The organism is Candidatus Dechloromonas phosphoritropha (assembly GCA_016722705.1).
Classification (GTDB): domain Bacteria; phylum Pseudomonadota; class Gammaproteobacteria; order Burkholderiales; family Rhodocyclaceae; genus Azonexus; species Azonexus phosphoritrophus.
In genome coordinates this window covers 483,934-503,555 of record JADKGN010000001.1, presented here as the reverse complement: position 1 = coordinate 503,555, position 19,622 = coordinate 483,934, and the positions used below count along the sequence as shown (strand labels likewise).

16 protein-coding genes and 6 pseudogenes are annotated in these 19,622 nt (G+C 58.8%); 3 read left to right on the top strand and 19 right to left on the bottom strand.

Annotation, left to right across the window (positions count from 1 at the left end):
- Window positions 1-139: 139 nt before the first annotated feature.
- Window positions 140-1,357, top strand: a complete 1,218-nt coding sequence (locus tag IPP03_02500; GenBank protein ID MBL0351602.1) for an IS256 family transposase — start codon at window positions 140-142, stop codon at window positions 1,355-1,357.
- A gap of 99 nt (window positions 1,358-1,456) precedes the next feature.
- Here IPP03_02500 and IPP03_02495 read toward each other — a convergent pair whose 3' ends face one another.
- The 10 genes and pseudogenes from IPP03_02495 to IPP03_02450 form a co-directional block, all read right to left on the bottom strand.
- Window positions 1,457-1,753 carry a hypothetical protein gene (locus IPP03_02495; protein ID MBL0351601.1) on the bottom strand — a complete coding sequence of 99 codons (297 nt, stop codon included), beginning with the start codon at window positions 1,751-1,753 and terminating at the stop codon, window positions 1,457-1,459.
- A gap of 322 nt (window positions 1,754-2,075) precedes the next feature.
- A complete protein-coding gene (locus IPP03_02490; protein MBL0351600.1) occupies window positions 2,076-2,528 on the bottom strand; it encodes a site-specific integrase in 453 nt (150 codons plus the stop codon).
- 48 nt (window positions 2,529-2,576) lie between these two features.
- Window positions 2,577-3,173: pseudogene (locus IPP03_02485) on the bottom strand (transposase).
- Window positions 3,154-3,339 carry an IS66 family insertion sequence element accessory protein TnpB gene (gene tnpB, locus IPP03_02480; protein MBL0351599.1) on the bottom strand — a complete coding sequence of 62 codons (186 nt, stop codon included), beginning with the start codon at window positions 3,337-3,339 and terminating at the stop codon, window positions 3,154-3,156. Before tnpB ends, IPP03_02485 begins: the two are co-directional and overlap by 20 nt.
- Window positions 3,339-3,647 carry an IS66 family insertion sequence element accessory protein TnpB gene (locus IPP03_02475; protein MBL0351598.1) on the bottom strand — a complete coding sequence of 103 codons (309 nt, stop codon included), beginning with the start codon at window positions 3,645-3,647 and terminating at the stop codon, window positions 3,339-3,341. Before IPP03_02475 ends, tnpB begins: the two co-directional genes overlap by 1 nt.
- Window positions 3,560-4,456, bottom strand: a complete 897-nt coding sequence (locus tag IPP03_02470) for an integrase arm-type DNA-binding domain-containing protein (GenBank protein ID MBL0351597.1) — start codon at window positions 4,454-4,456, stop codon at window positions 3,560-3,562. Before IPP03_02470 ends, IPP03_02475 begins: the two co-directional genes overlap by 88 nt.
- Window positions 4,457-4,508: 52 nt before the next feature.
- Window positions 4,509-4,808 (bottom strand): PriCT-2 domain-containing protein, encoded by a 300-nt coding sequence (locus tag IPP03_02465; GenBank protein ID MBL0351596.1) that lies wholly within the window; start codon window positions 4,806-4,808, stop codon window positions 4,509-4,511.
- Between the two features lie 134 nt (window positions 4,809-4,942).
- On the bottom strand, window positions 4,943-5,896 hold the full coding sequence (locus IPP03_02460; GenBank protein ID MBL0351595.1) for a DUF3631 domain-containing protein: 954 nt from the start codon (window positions 5,894-5,896) through the stop codon (window positions 4,943-4,945).
- Window positions 5,897-5,925: 29 nt separating this feature from the next.
- A complete protein-coding gene (locus IPP03_02455) occupies window positions 5,926-7,389 on the bottom strand; it encodes an IS91 family transposase (protein MBL0351594.1) in 1,464 nt (487 codons plus the stop codon).
- Between the two features lie 276 nt (window positions 7,390-7,665).
- Window positions 7,666-8,295, bottom strand: a pseudogene (locus IPP03_02450) (IS630 family transposase).
- A gap of 344 nt (window positions 8,296-8,639) precedes the next feature.
- Here IPP03_02450 and IPP03_02445 point away from each other — a divergent pair.
- Together IPP03_02445 and IPP03_02440 are read left to right on the top strand one after the other, a co-directional pair.
- The gene (locus tag IPP03_02445) at window positions 8,640-10,706 is read left to right on the top strand and encodes a carbon starvation protein A (protein ID MBL0351593.1); all 2,067 of its coding nucleotides are present in this window, start codon (window positions 8,640-8,642) and stop codon (window positions 10,704-10,706) included.
- A 166-nt stretch (window positions 10,707-10,872) separates the two neighbouring features.
- Entirely contained in the window at window positions 10,873-11,130 is a 258-nt protein-coding gene (locus tag IPP03_02440; GenBank protein ID MBL0351592.1) for a YbdD/YjiX family protein, read from the top strand.
- Between the two features lie 202 nt (window positions 11,131-11,332).
- Here the strand turns inward: IPP03_02440 and IPP03_02435 are convergent.
- The 9 genes and pseudogenes from IPP03_02435 to IPP03_02395 all read right to left on the bottom strand — a co-directional run bounded on the left by IPP03_02435 (window position 11,333) and on the right by IPP03_02395 (window position 19,382).
- Window positions 11,333-11,566, bottom strand: a pseudogene (locus IPP03_02435) (IS1595 family transposase).
- A gap of 385 nt (window positions 11,567-11,951) precedes the next feature.
- A pseudogene (locus tag IPP03_02430) lies at window positions 11,952-13,089 on the bottom strand (IS630 family transposase).
- A 685-nt stretch (window positions 13,090-13,774) separates the two neighbouring features.
- On the bottom strand, window positions 13,775-14,398 hold the full coding sequence (locus IPP03_02425) for a CCXG family PEP-CTERM protein (GenBank protein ID MBL0351591.1): 624 nt from the start codon (window positions 14,396-14,398) through the stop codon (window positions 13,775-13,777).
- Window positions 14,399-15,120: 722 nt separating this feature from the next.
- Window positions 15,121-15,336, bottom strand: coding sequence for a hypothetical protein (locus tag IPP03_02420; GenBank protein MBL0351590.1), 216 nt, complete (start codon window positions 15,334-15,336; stop codon window positions 15,121-15,123).
- 101 nt (window positions 15,337-15,437) lie between these two features.
- A pseudogene (locus tag IPP03_02415) lies at window positions 15,438-16,379 on the bottom strand (IS1595 family transposase).
- A gap of 303 nt (window positions 16,380-16,682) precedes the next feature.
- Window positions 16,683-17,462 carry a DUF2272 domain-containing protein gene (locus tag IPP03_02410; protein ID MBL0351589.1) on the bottom strand — a complete coding sequence of 260 codons (780 nt, stop codon included), beginning with the start codon at window positions 17,460-17,462 and terminating at the stop codon, window positions 16,683-16,685.
- Between the two features lie 222 nt (window positions 17,463-17,684).
- Window positions 17,685-17,915: an antitoxin family protein gene (locus IPP03_02405; protein MBL0351588.1), complete on the bottom strand. Its 231-nt coding sequence runs from the start codon at window positions 17,913-17,915 to the stop codon at window positions 17,685-17,687.
- A 20-nt stretch (window positions 17,916-17,935) separates the two neighbouring features.
- Window positions 17,936-18,091 carry a DUF465 domain-containing protein gene (locus tag IPP03_02400; protein MBL0351587.1) on the bottom strand — a complete coding sequence of 52 codons (156 nt, stop codon included), beginning with the start codon at window positions 18,089-18,091 and terminating at the stop codon, window positions 17,936-17,938.
- Window positions 18,088-19,382, bottom strand: a pseudogene (locus IPP03_02395) (IS4 family transposase). The gene IPP03_02400 and the pseudogene IPP03_02395 overlap by 4 nt, the downstream one beginning before the upstream one ends.
- Window positions 19,383-19,622: the final 240 nt, after the last annotated feature.

Genomic DNA, 19,622 nt, shown 5'->3' with positions numbered 1-19,622 from the left:
CACCCAGTCATCTCACTGCAACTGGGGAGAAGAGGTCTGATTGAGTCCCTAAACTGCTGTAAATCGGGTGGCAGGTAGCCACCGCTTCGATTCGGTAAACTGACGTTGCGAGACGATCGATAACCGAAGGAGAGAAGCGATGACTGGGTATGAGGTTAGCGTAGGAACGGACTTGCTGCCAGGGCTTTTAAACGGGCAGGACGGGCTGGCGAAACTGGTGGAAGCGGTGCTCAATCAAGTACTGGAGGCGCAGGTGACGGAAACGCTGGGGGCGACGCGGCACGAGCGCACGGACGAACGGGCCGGCTATCGCAACGGCTACCGGCCACGCACCCTTTACACGCGGGTTGGGCCGGTGACGCTGCTGGTGCCGCAGACGCGGGACGGCAGCTTTTCGACGGACATCTTCAAGCGCTACCAGCGGAGCGAGCAGGCCTTCGTTCTGGCGCTCATGGAAATGGTCGTGCACGGTGTCTCGACGCGCAAGGTCTCGGCGATCACCGAAGAGCTGTGCGGCGCCAGCTTCTCCAAATCGATGGTGAGCGCACTGTGCGCCGGACTGGAACCGCGGGTCAGCGCGTTCAACGAACGGCGGCTGGACGGCGAGTATCCCTTCGTGCTGGTCGATGCCCTGTTCATCAAGAGTCGGCAAGAAGATCGTGTGGTTTCGCGTGCCGTGCTGACCGTCTCAGGCATCCGCTCCGATGGCTTCCGGGAGATTCTGGGCGTGCGGATCGGCGACACCGAGAGCTTCGCCACCTGGGACGAGACCTTCCGCTGGCTCAGAGGGCGCGGCCTCAAGGGCACGCAGTTCATCATCTCGGACGACCACGGCGGCCTGCGTGAAGCGGCAGCGCGGCACTTTCAGGGGGCCAGCTGGCAACGCTGTCAGGTGCATCTGATGCGCAACATTCTGGGCCAATGCAACACCCGCCACCGCGCCGAGGTGGCAGCTGCCGTCAAGCTCGTGCTGCAGGCGCCCGATTTGGTCGAGGCCAAGCGCCGCCTGGCGGAATTCACCGAGCGCTTCGCCAAGAGCGCCCCCAAAGCGGTGGCCTGCCTCGAAGCAGGATTCGAGGATGCCATGGCGGTAATGGTCTTGCCCGAGAAGTATCGCAAGCGGCTACGCACAACGAACATGCAGGAGCGGCTCAACGAGGAAATTCGCCGGCGGGAGCGCGTGATCCGCATCTTCCCCAACGACGAGTCAGCCTTGCGCCTGATCGGCGCTCTGCTGGCCGAACAGAACGAGGCTTGGCAGGAACGGAAGTACCTCGACATGGATGAATTCAAGGAGTGGGCGGCTTCCCGCGCCGCAGCTAGCGAGGGCAACAACGTTGTTGCCCTCGCTAGCTGAAAACCATTCGTCATTCATCGGATCGAAGAGTATTTACAGCAGATTTTGGACTTGACTAGAGGTCACGGTAGCGAATTCATTGTGATAGCTAGTTGGCGCTTACCGCCGGCCGCTCGGGATGTAGCCGACGAACGCTATCCAGCAGATGGGTGCCAGGACGATCCAGCCCCACGAATCCTGATGCTGGGTGGCAAGAAAGATAACTCCTGTCAGCATCATGAAAGCCGCAATGAACATCATCGAAAGGTCAACAGATCGGCCGATCAACTTGCTCCGGTACGAGCTGAACACCTCTCTGCCAAAAGCGTTCTTCCGATCGAACACCCGCTTGCGACTGCGGTAGAGAAGCCATGCCCCGATCAGAAAGACCAGGGTGGCGAAAAGGTCTTGTGACATTTCTTGTTCCTCAATGGGGTTGGTGTCCCGAATACGTTGCCATCATTGCCCATAATGCCAGTCAATACTTGACCGGTGATGCCAAGGACTTAACGATTCGCGCCAAATGAATTCCCGAAGGCGCCAGCCCCTGGGCCGGAACCCCCGGGGCGAGCCGACCCAACCCTGGCCCGTAGCGCCCCGCGACCCCGGGGGATGGGGGCAGCCATCCCGGACCCGCAGTCGCTCGGCCTTGGCCCAAGGCGGGTACCCCTCGGGAGAGCCCGGCGCCGGGGCGGGCTCAGAAAACCGCCCACGGGAGATTCGCCGCAGCCGACCGGGCCTACGCTACCTTGGACCCTGCGCCCTTGATGATCACAGAAGCGGTATTGGCTGCATCCTGCAAGGTCTTTGATGACAAATGGGCATAGCGCTCGGTCACCTTACTGTCGGAATGCCTGAGAATCTGCTGGACCTCGTACAGCGTTCTTCCCGAATTCACAAGAAAGGAAGCGTAGGAATGGCGCAGATCATGGATACGCAGCCACTCCAGCCCCGCCTCGGCACGCAGCCGCCCCCAGACCTTGTGCACATTGACCAGCGGCTTCCTGGTCCGTGTATTGACGAACAGATTGTCGTACTTGCCTTCGGTATCCAACTGGGCCAATACCTCCAGTGCAGCATCATTCAGCGGCACCGAGCGGATACGTTTCGACTTGCTGTTGCTGGCCGGAATGCGCCAGACCCGCGTCTCCTTGTCGATTTGGTCCCAGCGGGCACGCAAGGCTTCGTTCAGACGGGCACCGGTCGAGAGTAACCGGCAACTACGCGGCGTCGAGCGCCCCTACTTCGGCAACGCGTACAAAGGCGAGCGCAGCGGGTTCTGAGCGAACAGTTCTTTCCAGACCCGTGGCGTGAGTTCATGGACGCGGTCGGCGGGGTGCTCGGCGACGCGCTGCAGGACATCGACGAGATAATCGTAGGGGTCGATCTGATGCAGCCGACAGGTAACGATCAGGCTCTGGATGATCCCGACCTGCCTGGCGCCGAACTCCGTCCAGCAGAACAGCCAGGAGCGGCGCCCCATGGGAATCACCCGCAGGGCGCGTTCGAGGTGATTGGTGTCGATCGGCACGTCCGGGTCGGCGAGGAAGACCTCCAGTCCCCATCGTCGATCGCGCGCGTAGGCCAGCGCCCTGGTCAGCGGATTGCGCGGTAACAGCCCCTGCGCCGCGAAGCGTTCGCCAACCCAGGCGAAGAAACGCTCGACGATCGGTTTGGCATGCTCCAGACGATAGTCGCGCTTCCTTGCACCGGTGAGCTTTTGCTCGCGGATGCGCTCTTCGACCTGATACAGGTCCCCAATGAGCGCGAGTGCCTGCGCTGCCGCTTCTGGTTCCGCGTCTTGCGCGTCAAAGAACTTACGACGCGTGTGCGCCCACTTTCACCTGAGTGCCACGGCGATTGAAGAAGACGAAGAGCTGGCCGCTCAGCGGGTCCTGACCGAGGACATGACGGGTGATCGCGTACAGACCGTCGAAGGATTTGCGCAGGTCGACCGGCTGGCCATAGACTTGGACGCGGATTTGGCCTTCAGGGAAAAACATCAGCGGCGCTCCAGCTGCAGGATCAGGCCGCCGCCGAGGTCGAGGGTGAGGTGGAAACGAGCGGGCGTCGCCGTGGTTGTGCTCAGAGGGCCGACGTCGACGAAGGTGGCCGGCTGGCCGCTGGCCTTGTCCTGACTGTCGAGGGCGATGCCCAGACGTGTGCGCCAGCGATGGAAGCTGGTATCGCTGATCCCTTCGCGTTTGCAGAAGGTCGCAACGTTCAAACCGCTGCCCGGAAATCGCGACAGCAACGCCTCCCATTCGCTCGCGCTACGCCGCACCCGCGACCCTTCCCCTGCCTTGGCCATCCTGGCCTCCTCCGCGTTTCGTGATTCGAGGAGGACATTGTCGACAGCACGATCGGCGCTGGAAAGAACGCCGCAGAGTTACCGGTTACGGTCGAGAGCAGGAACAGGGCGACATTGCACACCGTGCGAGATGGGGCGGTACGCAACACATTGAGCAGCTTCTCCAGATCGGCCGGCGACAGGTAGTGCTCGATCCGGTTGTCCGGGTTGAACAGTTGCAGGCGGGTCAGGGGACTTGAATCCAGCACTTCCCATTCGACAGCAAGGTTCCAGGCCTGACGCAGCAGCTTGAGATAATGATCTGCGCTGGCCGGCATAAGACCCTCCGCCACCAGACGATTATGGAACAACTGCACCTGCTTGCGGGTGACCTCGTTCAGCTTCATGCGGCCGAAATTCTCCTTGATGCGCAGCCGGTACATTTCCTCGTCACGGCGATAACTGCGTTTGCGAGGCTTGGCGTAGGGTAGATACTGCTGCTCGAAGAATTCGGAAACGGTCGGCACCGCCTTGGTGGCACGGGCATCGGCTTGCGGGTTGGCACCAAGGGCGATGTCATTGCGCAATTGCCTGGCGGCCTTGCGGGCTTCCGCCAGATCGATGTCGATGGTACGGCCGAGCTTGGTGTGGCAGGTCTTGTTGTTGGGGTCCTTCCAGCGCAGGTAATAGACACCCTGGCCGGGGCTCGTGTCGCGAACGCTGATATACAGACCAGGTACGTCAAGGCAGCAGAATTCCACCCGCTTCTTGCCGGGAGGGCAGGCGAGGGATGATGCGATGAATTGCGGGGTGAGTTTGACGATGGGCATGTTGGTTCCTCCGAATAAATGGCCCCGCGCGTAGCAGGGCCTGTTGATTGGTTTAGCGACAGCGTTGTTTGACCAAGCGAATCAGGGAGCCAAGACGTGCAGGGTTCGGGTGATCCGGCTTGATATGGCGCCAATGAGCCCAGACATCCTTGGTGCCCTTGTACTTTTCGTAGCCTTCGCTGCTCCAACGATCGGCAAGCTCGAAGCCTTCGTCGCTGCCGTCGGTTTCATTGAAAATGACCATCAGCACAGTGATCCAGGTGCCGTACTCGGAATCGGCATTGATCTGATAGACCAGCGAGGTGAGCTTGCCCATATCGCAGTACGGGCGTTTTTGTTGAAAGTTTTTCATTTGTATCCTTGATGAATTTGTCATTGGCACTGATCATTCAGTGCTTATGGGAGAGGTACAGGGTTCAGCGACCCAGATCGCGAGCACCATCGGGTTGGCCCCCGGTGTCAGTGCCGGAGGCCATTTCAGTAGGGCTAGAAGCTGCAGTTCGGCGCGTCCGGCCAGTCGTCGCCTGAAACGATGGATGGCTGGTCATCAGCCTGGACTTCCACCGTCACGGTGGCACCCAGATAGCGGGTAAATGCGTCCTGGAGTTGGGCAAACTCGAATCCCTTGGGCGTCGAGGAACCGAATCGGACGGTCTTGGAGTGGATACCGTAGGCACCAAGCAGTTGGCTGAGTTGGCGCGACGAGATCGGCTTGCCACGGTTATAGGTCGCCCATGGTGCTTCGGAATCGGCGATCAGGGCAGCCACCAAGTCGGCAGAGGAAATGCGGCTGACCATCTTGCTATCAAAAATCTCCTTTACATCGGCCAGCAGCTCGGATCCTATCTTTGCATCGGCCTTGGCCTTGGGTGCTGATAGTGCAAGCGCTGCTGTGCTGGCATACTCGACCCACTCGGGGCCGGCACACTCGGCAATGGCAAACAGCGGCTCCCAATTGTCATGAGCGCGGTCACCGAGCTGGTCGGGAAGTTTCGGGCGCGCTTGGCGAACCTGCTCGGCGTAGTCGGCGGCAAAGCGTGCCAATTGGGAGGCCAGGTCTTCGAATTCACGCGGATCTGCATGGCGGAGACGTTCAGCGCGCTCGCCGGGCAACTTGCGGCGCATATCGATACCAAGGCCGCGACTGATTGTCGAGTCGGGGAGGTGCTTTTCGAGACCGATTCCGGCCAGCGCATTCGCACACCACACGGTGAACTTTTTGGGGAGAAGTTCATCGCCCACTTTAACGACGCGACCGACATAGGCACTGGCGGGGGTGTGCCCGGCGTTGATGATGCCCTTGAGTTCGTCGTTCTGGCGGGCAAACATATGGTCGGGTTTTTTCTCGTACTTAGCTTCAATAAGCTTGCTGTCCAATGATTGCTTATCTTCGTCGAGACGTTCGGCAAGGTCGAAAGTAAGGCCGGATAGGAATGGCACTTACTTAAGCTTTTTGGGATGTCCATTTTTCATGACGATAGTGCTACTTGCCGCGACTTGCCGAACTTTGCTTGGTGGATAGTGAGCATGCTGTACTTGAGGTTGATGTCTTCGTTACGCAGTGTCAGGACTTCGGAGATTCGCATTCCGGTACTGGCAATCAGACCAAACAGCGTTTCATACACGACGCACCGCAATCCCTGCGCAGGCCCAAGACGCCGGGCGGCAGCCAGCAGATCGACGATCTCCTGCTCGCTATAGATATGCGGCGCCAGTCGTTCCGGCAGCGGTCCGAAGATGGCGTCGTCAGGCACCTCAGTGTGCGGTTCAAATTGCTGTAGCCAACGCAGAAAGGTACGCAGCAGCTTCAGTCGGCGCGCCCAAGTAAGTGGATCTGTGCTTCCGTGACTGTCGTGCCGTGCCCAGTCGGTCATGACATCTACGGTCAGTGGCCCACGATAGCGGACTGCCAGAACATGTTTCGCGAAGCTGCGTAGGGCGTATGCCTGAGTGTGGTCAGAGAAACCCAGGCGGTGACGCTCGACCAAATAGCCCTCAACACGCCTGTGCAGTGAGACCGTAAACTCCTGGTCATCCAGACACATCACTTTCGGACGCGACTCATGGCGGTAATCCTTCCAGCGAAAGCGAACCTGGCCATCGCCAAAGTCGAGCAGCCGATTATTCGAGATGGCCACCCGGTGGGTGTAGCGACCCAGATACTCGAGGACATGCTGAGGACCGCCAAACGGCGGCTTGGCGTAGACCACCCACTCGACCTTTCGCGCAGGCGCCAGATAGTGGGCGAACGTACGTGGAACCTGAAGCGGTTCGAGAGTGTTGAAGAAGCGTAGGTGCCCGGCGTCAAAGGCGGCCTGTAACTGCGCCAGAAACAACCGGCGAAAGAGCCGCGAGAGCACCCGCACCGGCAGAAAGAACCCCGGACGGCAGGCGATCCAGCGCTCACCATCGGCACTCAAGCCGCCGCCCGGCACCACACAATGCAGATGTGGGTGATGCAGCAGATTCTGACCCCAGGTGTGCAGGATCGCGATGAAGCCGATCTCGGCACCGAGGTGCTTGGGATCCACCGCGATCGTGCGCAAGGTCTCGGCAGTTGCATGGAACAGGATGTCATAGACCACAGCCTTGTTCTGATACGCGATCGCTGCAATCTCCTCTGGCAACGTAAAGACGACGTGGAAATAATCCGCAGGCAGGAGATCGGCGTGGCGATCATCCAGCCACTGCGCACGCACCAGGGACTGACACTTCGGGCAGTGCCGATTGCGGCAACTGTTGAAGGCAATGCGCAGGTGACCACAGGCGTCACACTGCTCCACGTGTCCGCCGAGAGCGGCGGTGCGGCAGCGCTCGACCGCGCTCATGACGCGGCGCTGCCCGCGACTGAGCGCGTCAGCGTGGTCCTCGCGGAAACGGGGCCCGGTTTGGCGAAAGATGTCTTCGAGCATGCGCTGGCGTAGTGGGGTCATGATTAAGCTCCTTATCGGGAATGAGTGAAGTGCTGCAAGCAGCGACTTCATCGTTCTCCGTCAGGAGCCTTCTGTAAATCCATCCCACTGAATTCGGCCGTCAATCGGCGATTACCGCGTCAGCGGTTTAGTACAGTGGCCGCTATGTAAAGGTTTACATTGCGGCCATGAGCGGTCATCGACAGGCAACGGAAAGTGCTTCTCTGAATGGCAGGTCTCGGATCACGAAGCCGCCCTTCACAACATAGTATATCGTTCCATCAATATAATTACGTATTATGCGATTTCGAGGTCGAATTTCTTCCAGCGAAAGACAACTGGGGTGGCGTTCATTTCATCGATACCTTTCAGGATGCGCGCTTTGAGTTCATGAATCGAGGCGACGCGGATATGGCGGAGGAAGGTCCGGGCCATTTTCGAGAAAGCGCATTCGATCAAGTTGAGCCAAGAACCATGCTTGGGTGTATGAACATACTCGAAACGTCCGGGTCGCGTCGCCAAGTAAGCCATCGTCTCTTTCGAGATGTGGGCCGAGTGATTGTCGAGGACGACACGGATAATGGCCTCCGGCGGGTAGTACGCATCGATTGAACGGAGCAAACCGATGAATTCGCAGCTGCGGTGCCGGTCTTCGACTTGGGCAAACACATGGCCGGCGTGCAAGTCGATGCCGGCCAGGATCGATACGGTTCCATGGCGGACGTACTCGTAATCCCGACTCACCGTCGGCGCTTTGCCGGGAACCGGTGGCCGGTCAGGCGCCGTCAAGCCAATCGCTTGAACGCCGGGCTTTTCATCGACACTGACCGTGTAAATCGGGTTCGGCCGTCCATCATGAACGGCGCCTTCGGTGTAGAGGGAAACGTCCCGGTAGACCATCAGCTGCTCGCCCGCTTGTCCGTCCCATGATCACCTCCACGTCAAATGCTAAGACAATCATGGCAATTAACGGCACGTTTGTAAATATATTAATGGAACGTACTACTAGTGGCTAGGAACTGCTGGTCATTGTGGACGTGCCAATAAGCGCAGACACTCACCGAGGCGAGATTCCCGTCACTCGTCAGGGGCCGTCAGCGGTTCGCCGCGCCCAAATTCGCGATTGACTACCGGTGATGAGAAGCTATATTCTCCCAAAGCGCGTTGGATTTCCTATCCTTGCCTGTCGCGCATGGCGCTCATGATGAATCGTGAGGACGATATTTCAGTGTGAACGCTCGGTCGTTCCGGCCGAGAAAAAGGGGGGTCCCATGAAGTCAAAGGTGTTCTGGATCATTGTCGCGCTGGTCGGCGCGGTGGGCTTCGCGATGCTGGCGCTCAGCCGCGGCGAGCATGTCAGTGCCGCCTGGATGGTGCTTGCCGCGCTGTCGTGCTATGCCATCTCATACCGCTTCTACAGCAGCTTCATCGCCAACCGCGTGCTCGAACTCGACGACCGGCGCCTGACGCCGGCCGAGCGCCGCAACGACGGGCTCGACTACGTGCCGACCAATAAGTGGGTGCTGTTCGGCCATCACTTCGCGGCGATTGCCGGTGCGGGGCCGCTAGTGGGGCCGATCCTGGCGGCGCAGATGGGCTATTTGCCCGGCACGCTGTGGATCCTGATCGGCGTGATGTTCGCCGGTGCGGTGCAGGATTTCGTGATCCTGTTCATCTCCACACGGCGCGACGGCCGCTCGCTCGGCGAAATGGCGAGGGAAGAACTCGGTTCGTTCGCCGGCATCGTGGTCATGCTCGGCACCTTGGCGGTGATGATCATCATCCTGTCGGCGCTGGCGCTGATCGTCGTCAAGGCGTTGGCCGAGAGTCCGTGGGGCACGTTCACAATTGCCGCGACGATCCCGATCGCGCTGTTCATGGGCATCTACATGCGCTTCATCCGCCCGGGGCGCATCGCCGAGGTCTCGGTGATCGGCTTCGTGCTGATGATGGCGGCGATCGTCTATGGCGAAGACATAGCCGCCCATTCGTATTGGGGCCCGCTGTTCACCTTGACCGGCCCCGAGCTGACCTTGGCGCTGGTGGCCTACGGCTTCATCGCCTCGGTGCTGCCGGTGTGGCTGCTGCTGGCGCCGCGCGACTACCTGTCGACCTTCCTGAAGCTCGGCGTCATCGTCGGGCTGGCGATCGGCATCATGGTTGCGCTGCCCGAGCTGAAGATGCCGGCGACGACGCGCTTCATAGATGGCACCGGGCCGGTGTTCTCGGGCGCGCTGTTCCCGTTCCTGTTCATCACCATCGCCTGCGGCGCATGCTCGGGCTTTCACGCGCTGGTGGCATCCGGCACGACGCCGAAGCTGGTCGAACGCGAGTCGCAAATGCGCATGATCGGCTACGGTGCGATGCTCGGTGAGTCACTGGTCGCGATCATGGCGATGATCTGTGCGACGATCCTCGACCCTGGTGTGTACTTCGCGTTGAACTCGCCCGCCGCGTTGATCGGCACCACGGTGCAATCGGCATCGCAGGTCATCAATGGCTGGGGGTTCGCCATCACGCCGGATCAACTGTTGCAGATCGCGCGCGATGTCGGCGAGCACAGCATCCTGTCGCGCGCCGGCGGCGCGCCGACCTTCGCTGTCGGCATGGCGGTGATCGTTACCGACGTCTTCAACAGCAAGGCGATGATGGCCTTCTGGTACCACTTCGCGATCCTCTTCGAGGCGCTGTTCATCCTCACCGCGGTCGACGCGGGCACGCGCGCGTGCCGCTTCATGGTGCAGGACCTGGCCGGAACGGCCATCCCGGCGATAGCGGCGACCGGCAGCTGGAGCGGCAACGTGCTCGGTACCGCGGTGGCGGTGTCCGGCTGGGGCTGGTTCGTCTATCAAGGCGTCACCGACCCGCTGGGCGGCATCAACACCTTGTGGCCGCTGTTCGGCATCGGCAACCAGATGCTGGCGTCAATGGCATTGATGCTCGGCACGGTGGTGCTGTTCAAGATGAAGAAGGAGCGCTACGTGTGGGTCACGATTGTGCCGACGGCGTGGCTGCTGATCACCTCGATGACGGCAGGCTGGCAGAAGATCTTCAGCGACAACCCGAAGATCGGCTTCCTGGCGCTGGCCAACCGCTTCAACGAAGCGGCCGCGCAGGGCACGGTGCTGGCTCCGGCCAAGACTATAGAGGAGATGGCCCGGGTGGCCTTCAACAACCAGGTCAACGCGGTGCTGTGCGGCTTCTTCATGATCGTCGCGGTGGTCATGCTGGTGGCGTCGATCGCAACGATCCGGCGTGCGCTGGCCAGCCGCAAACCGACCGCGAAGGAGATTCCACCAGTCTTTCGCGAACCCGGTGCGGCTGCTGCCAGTGCCTGACGCCGTGTTTACCCGGCCCGTTTCGGGGCATCGCCACGACGAATGCGGCGGCCAAGCCGCTGCGATCGGCCGGGCGGACGCCGAAGCGGCCGCTGTTACCCAAGCCGGTGCCGAAGGCGGCCGCTACCTTGGCGCGGCGCGCGCGCAGGAAATCCGGCGCACGCTGATGGCTGAGGCGGCGGCCGAGCGCCACGGCGAAGCACTACGTGCCGCGAGCCCACTGCGCGCATTCGCGCAGCGGCTTGCGCAGGCCTTGCGGCTAATGGTGGGGGTGCATGACTACGAACAGTATCTCGCGCACCAGCATGCGATGCATCCGCAAGAGCAACCACTGACACGCGAGGCGTTCTATCGTCGCTGCGTCGATGCGCGTTATGGGGGCAAGCGCGGCGGCCGAGCGGCAGGGCGATGTCCGTGCTGTTGATGCGGCGGTGCAGCGCAGTCGCCTGACGCAGGGAGAGAAAGGGTCTAGCAGCCTGTCGGACTTCCTCGCATCTTATGATGTATGGGCTTCCAGGATGCGTAAGGGCGCCGCTATGGCCTTTCACCCGATAGAGCGTGGCACTGATTTCCTGCTGCCGCCATCGGTGCAGGACTGGTTGTCGGAAGCGCATCTGGCGCGCTGATTAGCAATGAACCTCAGCCAGTCGAATCGCGCGCCCGAGGTGCGCGCCACAGCGAGCGGCGGCGACGAGCAAGCGCTGGTGCAGCGTGCTGAGATCGAATCGAGACTTGAAGCCGTAGGTAAATGCGGCCAAGTATCGAGCGGAGTACTTTCGGAAGTTGAATGCATGATAGCAACCGGTCAAACTGGTCTTGACGTTGCAGAGGCCGGTGTTGATCCACTGGAACTCGGGCAGGTGTCAAGGATAGGAAATCCAACCACACCACGGTGAGTTTATGAGCGCCCACCAAGCGGCGTCAAATTCCAAGTTTGTTCCAGGAGCCCCTAAAAAGTCCTCTCACGACGGGCAATGGCAACTCGCCTGGCTTCGAGCTTTGCGCTTGTGCTCCTGCAGGCTCCCCAACACCTACCCGAACGACTGCTGTGAAGTGCGATTCCGGTCAGTCGAATTGTATGACTTCGGGAATACGGCCCTGGAATCGTTGTTCGTAGCGGACCTCTTTGCTCGCCGCCATGTTGTCCGCCCGTTGTGCTGTCGCAACGCAATATTGTTCTCAGATGTTAGATTACGGCGAGTATGCCAACCCCCTAGTACATCGTTCCATCAATATAATTACGTATCACGTAAGCTCCAGATCGAATTTTTTCCAACGAAATACGACTGGGGTAGCGTTCATTTCATCGATACCTTTCAGGATGCGCGCTTTGAGTTCATGAATCGAGGCGGCGCGGATATGGCGGAGGAAGGTCCGGGCCATTTTCGAGAAAGCGCATTCGATCAAGTTGAGCCAAGAACCATGCTTGGGTGTATGAACATACTCGAAACGTCCGGGTCGCGTCGCCAAGTAAGCCATCGTCTCTTTCGAGATGTGGGCCGAGTGATTGTCGAGGACGACACGGATAATGGCCTCCGGCGGGTAGTACGCATCGATTGAACGGAGCAAACCGATGAATTCGTAGCTGCGGTGCCGGTCTTCGACTTGGGCAAACACATGGCCGGCGTGCAAGTCGATGCCGGCCAGGATCGATACGGTTCCATGGCGGACGTACTCGTAATCCCGACTCACCGTCGGCGCTTTGCCGGGAACCGGTGGCCGGTCAGGCGCCGTCAAGCCAATCGCTTGAACGCCGGGCTTTTCATCGACACTGACCGTGTAAATCGGGTTCGGCCGTCCATCATGAACGGCGCCTTCGGTGTAGAGGGAAACGTCCCGGGACCATCAGCACCTCATGCATCTTCCGGTCGAAGTCGGGATCCCGTTTCTCCAGGTAGTAGGTGATCTTGTGGGGTTTGAGTTGGTTTGCATCAAGAATCCACCAGACCGTGCTCTTGCCCGCACCGGCAAGACGAGGGAAGCCCGATGCCGCTGCCTGTTCGGCCACATGGCGGGCCAGCGCCGAGATGCTCCACAACTCCGCAGCCAGTCCAAACTCCCTTGGTTTGGTGCACGCTACGCTGACCACCCAAGCCTTGGCCTCCTCAGTAATCTCCGGGGCGTGAGGCCGGTGGTAGGCATCCTTCAATCCGGCTTGAACGCCCGCCGCAAGTGCCTTGTCGATGCATTTGTAGATCATCGGCCGGCTGACGCCCAACTGCCGCTGAATCTCGCTGATCGATACGCCCTGCGCGTATTTGAGCAGCACGCCGGCACGCTCCGCTTCGCGCACCGCTGCCGTTCGCGAGGCTGCAAGTTCAGACAGCCTGGACCGCTGTTTGTCCGTCAGCACCAGCGCCGCTCGCCCACTTTTCCGTCCCATGATCACCTCCAAGTCGAATCGTATGAGGATCATGGCAATTAACAACACATTTGTAAATATATTAATGAAACGAACTACTAGACTTCTACTCTGTTCCTTTTTTCCGTTCCGCCAATGGCCACCCGACTCGACGAACTTTCCGAACGTGACTATCCTTGGTATGTGCGCTGGGTTTTTGTTTACCAGAAACGCAAATACGGGCAGGTGCTGTCCCCAATGTGGGCGTGGGGGCGGCAGCCTGCGATTATGTTCGCGTTCCTTTTTTTGATCGGACGCTTCAAACGGCTGGCCTCGCCCGGGCCCCTGCTGCGGACGTTGATGAGTGTGCGCATCTCGCAGATTAACCATTGCGAATTCTGCGTGGACTTTAATGCTCACAATTTCCTCGCCGCAAATGGAGCATACGAGAAGATCGACTTTATCGACCGCTGGCTGGAGCATCCCGAGGTTTTCAGCGAGGAAGAGCGGGCGGCGCTTGCCTACCCCGAGGCGGTAACGCTGAACGATGATGCCGGCACCGCCTGCGCGATGACCGAGCTCAAGCGTTTCTTTAACGACGACGCGATCGTCGCCATCACCGCGTGGCTTGGCGCACCCTTCGTTCCCAAGCTGCACCTGGTCGAGAAGGCGCGCATGGCGATGAACGGCACACTCACTGCGAGGGATTACTTTACTGCAGTTTGCCTCAACCCTGCTTGCGTCGTTTCAGACTCAACCCGGCCAAGCCTATGCCAACGAGGGCCATCGTGCCCGGTTCTGGCACTGCGAGGGCATCCAAATTCTTTACTGAAAGGGCTTTCCAGCCCTGGTCATTCACACTGAACTGGCCACCTTGCCCACCATTACAGCAACCCTCGGCCCAATAGGCATCCAGCACATGATTGCCTTGGCTTAGACTTGATACATTGGCAATCAGCAATTCTGACGTATTGCTCCAACTACCATCCCACCATAAATCTGTTGCATTCGCGCTTAGCAAAATGCCATCAAGATACAATGCGCCGCCATATCCGGCATCTGGAGCAAAGTTGAACTTTACGGAACTTCCAGCCACTGCTGACGACACCGTGAAATCCACCTTAAGATGGCCATAGCTATTGTTGCCGCCGTTGCTTCCGTTGAAATCGCTCAGCGAAGTGGATGAAATAGCAGTGCTTTGGCTAGACCAGCCGGACTGGTAGTTATCGAAGCTACTGTTGGAAATTGACCTGACTTCATAGGTGATAACTGAGGCAGTTGCGCTTACCGAGACAAGAGCAAGAGATGCCAAAAGGATTGCTGGTATGATATTTAATTTTGCTTTTTTCATGATTTTCCTCAATCTCAAAAGGTGCGCAACGTAAATCTTGGGCCATTAGACCAAAACAGACCGCCATTCAGCGTTAGATAAGTCACGTTCTGTTAAAAGCTCCTGGAAACCATGCAAGCAAGGGCCTATTTGATATGCCAGCCATGCCTTTCAAGACAAGCTTACCGAGTACGACAGTCGCCTCAGGGTCGGTCGGGATGATTCATTCGTAATTTTGGATAGCAACCGCTCGGATCGATTTCTCGCCTGAATTTGACGAAGGTCTGCGATGTTGCTGAGAGGCAGTTAACCGGCGCATTGCTGACGGAGAGGTCCAGACATACAACTGGCCGGAATGGCCGATCAAGAGTCACCCGCCCGAAATCATTGAGAGGCGGCTTTGTGTTCAGTAAGCAGCCAAATGGGTTTCCAATATCATGAGGCGGCTGAGGGTCGCTAGCGCCAGTTCAGGTTTGATGTTGGCGAGCCGATCGACTTTCATTTGACCTCTGGAGCATTTGGCAAGGAAGTCAGCCCAAAATGACGAAAGCCCCGCACCGGGGGAAGTGCGAGGCTTTCAGGCGGCCCGAGTTGGAGGGGGGAGGGAGGTCGGTCGCCAACGCTGTTGGGGGTTCAGCGCATGAACCCAAGATACTGGCCGGACCCTCGCAACTCAAGTAACGGCTTGCAACAGGGTGTGTCGAGATGTATGCAACACAAGGAGGGCGGTTGGCCTACAGCTATCAACCAGACGGATCGTTTGGCGAATCCTTGTCCTTCCGCTTCTTCCAGCTCCCGAGAAGAGCGGCACTCAGTCCCAACAGGATTTCATCGACAAAGGGAATAGCATCCGGGATCAGAAAATCCAGAATGAACAGCACGGCGGCAATGGCGAACAGGGCCGGAAAGCGGAGCCGGGTCAGATAGGCAATCAACGGGGCAATTATCAGTTTGAACATGGGGCAGCCATAGTAGTTAGCGTGCTTATCCAGTTGTCACAGACACCTACTAGATGCAGTGGGTCGTGATTTTTTTGCATAAAGCTCGGCATAGTGATGTCGCCAGCAATGCCAAGCAGGGAGCGGAAAGCATTGAATGGGTAGAAGCGGCGATTGAAGCGGAACGTGAATTCGTTGAGATAGGCTTGCAAGTGTTGCGGCCTGACGCCGTGGTGAATGCCACGTAGCCATGTTTTGCGATTGGAGAACACCAGGTGAATGATGGGCAGGAAGGTTTCGGCGACTTGCATGTCGCCACGTTCTGCGACGGCCGTATGAAGATACCCTCGCTTTCCGAGCGTCGCGTAGCCGTTCCAGTCATCGGTAACAATGGAGGCGCCTGGCGTAACGACGCGCTCGATGAAGCCATCCAACGATTTGGCACTTCGATCTGGCACCACCGCGAGCCGAACGCGTCCGGCGTACCGTCCAGTCCTGCGCTTGTTGAGGCTGCTGCCGTGCTTGCGTTGTTTAACCTCGACGGCACCGGCGACGAGAACCCTGTCGTGAACGCCTCGGCCCTTGCCGCGAGTACGGCCACCGACGTAGGCTTCGTCGGCTTCGAGGTATTCTCCGGGGTTCCCACCAATTCGATCTTGGTCGGGCCGCACCATGCCGACCCACAGTTTGTGAAGAATCTGGAAAGCAGTCTCGTAGCGCAGCAGTCCGAGTTGCCGTTGGAACTGGACGGCCGACAGGCCTGGCGTTTGGCTGGTGACCAAGTAGGCTGCCCAGAACCACACCGAGAGCGGTGTGTGGGTGCGCTCCATGACGGTGCCAGCGGTGAGCCGAGTTTCGCGTCGACATTTCCGGCAACAAAGAACACCGGGGCGAGTGGAGTAGCGATAGGGGTCGCCAGCCGTTTCGCAGATGGGGCAGACAAATCCATTGCCCCATCGAGCACGCTCAAGGTAGACCGCGCACGCCGCTTCGTCCGGGAACAGTCGCTGAAACTCAGGAAGCGAGCGGGGAAACGGCAGATCGCCTCGTTCAAGCACGTCGATGACCATGATTTCTTCACGTTGGTGCGGGAACTCAGCATACTACCGGTAGTGAGTGTCTGGGTTAACCGGATAAGCACGGTAGTTAGGATCGGAGCTTAGGTTCCTCGCAGCCAGTCGGCGTTACGGCAGTCCACCGGTTGAATACGCGCCTACGACTCAAATAGTAAAGCCACAAGCCAATGACCAAAATCAGCGTATGATCTGCCACAGCGGTTCCTGAATAACTGGCTCAGCAGTCAGCATGGGAAAGAATTGGCGGCATAATGCCGCAGGATTGGAAGACGAAAAACAGAGGGAAGCTCACTAATAGTCCAAGCGGTTTTCGATAATCAAGAACCATGGCCTACGACTCGTCGATTGCACATAGCCATCTTGGGACAAGGTCAAAATGGTTTTTGAAACCGAATTGCGGACATTACCGCCGATGACTTGCAAGGTTTCGCCGTTGGATTCCACGACGATATCGCAATGCAGCCTTGAACTGATGAGTGAGACCGGGAGTTCCCTGATCACATCCGTAGGCGTGTAGTCGCTCCGCACGGCACAGATCAAATCCCCTGGTTTGGGTTTGTACTGTTCAATGGTGTGGGGAATGAAGACCGCGTCTGGGTTGTTTGCGTTGGCAAGAAAATGGTGAAGATAGACCCAGTGGGCGCCACTTGGTGGGAATAGCGACTTGGATACACCGACCGTCTGCATGATCCAACTAATGAAGGCGGCAGACCAAGGCTGCTTGCAGTCGTACCCCGATAGCCGGGATTTGCCTACTGCACGCCAATACTGGTTAATCCGGTCACTGTGGCTATCATCCTCATCCTCCCAAATCCCAACATGAGGAATACTCTCGTCATAGCCATCGATTACGACTAACTGCTGGCCAAAATATTGCCATTCGGACTTTGCAGCCTCAGTAATCTTGTATCTCCAGGAACCCTCCGGTAGCGATTCCAACACCTCAGCACCAAGTACGACTTCGGCTGCCGGTTCCTCTGCATTCCGTTGCATTTCTGGCCGAACAGGCATCTTAGATGCTGAGGTGCAGCCAGTTAAGGCCAGAAACAAAACGACACGCAGAGTCTTCATTTTCTAGGCCGCAACTTGGTCAGTCCAGATAGCAAGACCAGATTGCCGTTTCGTGGAAATTTATAAAATGGGCAGTTTAGGGGGTGCGGCATGGAATGGTAGCTTATTACCATGCTCTTCAGGGTTGCCGTGGTGCATCTCAACTTGATGGTGAACAAGTGATTGAGCTATGGAAGCAACAGACACTATATGGATCGTGATGGTCGACTACGACGGCTTGCCCTACGACCGGAACCGTGGCTGGTCGCAACTGGCCGGTGTGGCGTCTTCATCTATGGCGCTACCGAGGGCCATACTGTCATGAATGGCCACTGCAGCCAGCACCGCGAGGCTGATGGCGATGACTGAATGAACGGCAAGCTTCAGCCACTTCCGGGCATGGAACGTTGAGCCCTCGATCGTGCGCTCGACCAATACACCGTTTTCGTAACGTTCGCGGATGACTTTGGACATCTGGCTGGCCTGCGACGTGTTCAGCCTGCGGTCTTGCGCAGGATCTGGTAGATCTCATCCTTGGTTGCCAGCTTTGCTTTCTTCAGCACTTCGATGACGTGGTGCGTGGCCAGCTTGACGCATTCCATTACACACAAATTATTCAAAATTACACTTTGAAGTTGAACTCGCGTCATAACGCATGAGCCTCTCTCGCGAATCTGATCCCGGCGGCGAAATCGACGACGCGTTGAAGGCCAAGCCAAAGGGTCTTCACCCCTGGCTCGCCATCGCCCTTGCGGGCCAGAAATCCGCCAAGCATCGCCACCAAGCGCACCACTTCATTGAGCCTGGGCGGCGTCTTGGGCACCTTCTTCCGATTCAGGATGTAAGCCGCTTGCCATTCGTCCTGCTCGAACAGCAAGGCCGCATCCAGGTCTGGGCAGGTACGGCCCAGGCGCATGAGTCGGGCAATCCGCCAAGCCACCACCATGAACAGCGCCAGCGCCCGTTCCAGCCGCGCCACGGTGCTCAACTGCAACGCCTCTACGCGGCAGCCGTTCTTGAGGACATGGAAGAACAGTTCGATCTCCCAGCGCGCCCGGTACCAGTCGATCAGTTCGGTCGCCGCTTCGAAAGAGTTAATCGGCCGATTGGTCAGCAGCCGCCATTCCACCGGCTTCACGCCCTCGGGGGCACTTTCTTCTCGCGCCACCAGACAACTCACCTCGATCCGGCTCCCCTTGCCGTCGGAGACCGTCACCCGCTTTGCCCAGACTCGTTGCCGAACGTCCCGCGCCTTCTGTCCTTGCCGCGAAGGCATCGTGAAGCGGATGCCGCCGAGCGCTTCGCTGGCCAGGACCTCAGTCCACAGCTTGCCGCCCTCGGGAAGCGCCCGATTGTGCTGGGAACGAATCAGCCAGTCGGCGGGATGCCCCAGCTCGCGGGCTTGCACCATCAGGGCCACGATGTCCGCCTCCCGATCCGCCACATACACCAGCCGGGTGTCCGGCATGCTGCTCGCCAACTCCGCGATGCGGGTGTAGCCCTCCGTCCAGCGGGTGCTTTCCAGCAGGCCACCTCGTTGGCCGCTCGCGTCCTTGGGTTCGCGTGCCCACATCCAGGCGTCCAGAACACCCAAGGGTTCACGCTGCGGACTGACCGCGTAGGTGGAATGCACGTACATCCCGCGTTGGGCTTCATACGAGAGCGGCCCCAGACCGGCAATGCGCTGACCATTGAAGTCGAGTTCCGTGGTGTCTTGGATGCACAGCACCACCGGATGCACCCGCATGCGCGTTTCGGCGCTTCCCCAGTGCGAGGCCAGGATGGCTTCCCATTCGATGTCGTCCTGCGCAAAAAACGATACGCCGCCTGGGTTTCCGCCCAGCCGCCGCAGGCTTGCGGGATACTGGCCATCGGATTGGCTGCCATGCGCTCCGCCAGCAGCACCGTGCGCTTGTCCAGACGCCGGTCGCCCAGGTCGATCGCCTTGAATTCTTCCGCTGCCCAACCCATCACATCCACCCAGCATTTCTTGTAAAGTCAGCATGTTACGCAGAGGTGTTGAAGTTGTGTGTAATGGGATGAGCTTGACGCCCGTTTCCATGTTCTTGATTCGCCGGTCGAGTTCGTTGTGCTTTTCGAAGAGATTGAGGAAATGACTGTCGGTGGTCTTGAGATGGGTAATCAGGTCACGGTATTCGGGGAACATGGTGTTTTCTAGAT

Bases quoted from the DNA above. Each gene is read 5' to 3' on its own strand.
- IPP03_02400 (MBL0351587.1), bottom strand. From the start codon at position 18,091: ATGACGCGAGTTCAACTTCAAAGTGTAATTTTGAATAATTTGTGTGTA.
- IPP03_02455 (MBL0351594.1), bottom strand. From the start codon at position 7,389: ATGACCCCACTACGCCAGCGCATGCTCGAAGACATCTTTCGCCAAACC.
- IPP03_02425 (MBL0351591.1), bottom strand. From the start codon at position 14,398: ATGAAAAAAGCAAAATTAAATATCATACCAGCAATCCTTTTGGCATCT.
- IPP03_02470 (MBL0351597.1), bottom strand. From the start codon at position 4,456: ATGCCCATCGTCAAACTCACCCCGCAATTCATCGCATCATCCCTCGCC.
- IPP03_02410 (MBL0351589.1), bottom strand. From the start codon at position 17,462: ATGAAGACTCTGCGTGTCGTTTTGTTTCTGGCCTTAACTGGCTGCACC.
- IPP03_02495 (MBL0351601.1), bottom strand. From the start codon at position 1,753: ATGTCACAAGACCTTTTCGCCACCCTGGTCTTTCTGATCGGGGCATGG.
- tnpB (MBL0351599.1), bottom strand. From the start codon at position 3,339: ATGTTTTTCCCTGAAGGCCAAATCCGCGTCCAAGTCTATGGCCAGCCG.
- IPP03_02420 (MBL0351590.1), bottom strand. From the start codon at position 15,336: ATGTTCAAACTGATAATTGCCCCGTTGATTGCCTATCTGACCCGGCTC.
- IPP03_02500 (MBL0351602.1), top strand. From the start codon at position 140: ATGACTGGGTATGAGGTTAGCGTAGGAACGGACTTGCTGCCAGGGCTT.
- IPP03_02440 (MBL0351592.1), top strand. From the start codon at position 10,873: ATGGCTGAGGCGGCGGCCGAGCGCCACGGCGAAGCACTACGTGCCGCG.
- IPP03_02465 (MBL0351596.1), bottom strand. From the start codon at position 4,808: ATGAAAAACTTTCAACAAAAACGCCCGTACTGCGATATGGGCAAGCTC.
- IPP03_02445 (MBL0351593.1), top strand. From the start codon at position 8,640: ATGAAGTCAAAGGTGTTCTGGATCATTGTCGCGCTGGTCGGCGCGGTG.
- IPP03_02405 (MBL0351588.1), bottom strand. From the start codon at position 17,915: ATGTCCAAAGTCATCCGCGAACGTTACGAAAACGGTGTATTGGTCGAG.
- IPP03_02475 (MBL0351598.1), bottom strand. From the start codon at position 3,647: ATGGCCAAGGCAGGGGAAGGGTCGCGGGTGCGGCGTAGCGCGAGCGAA.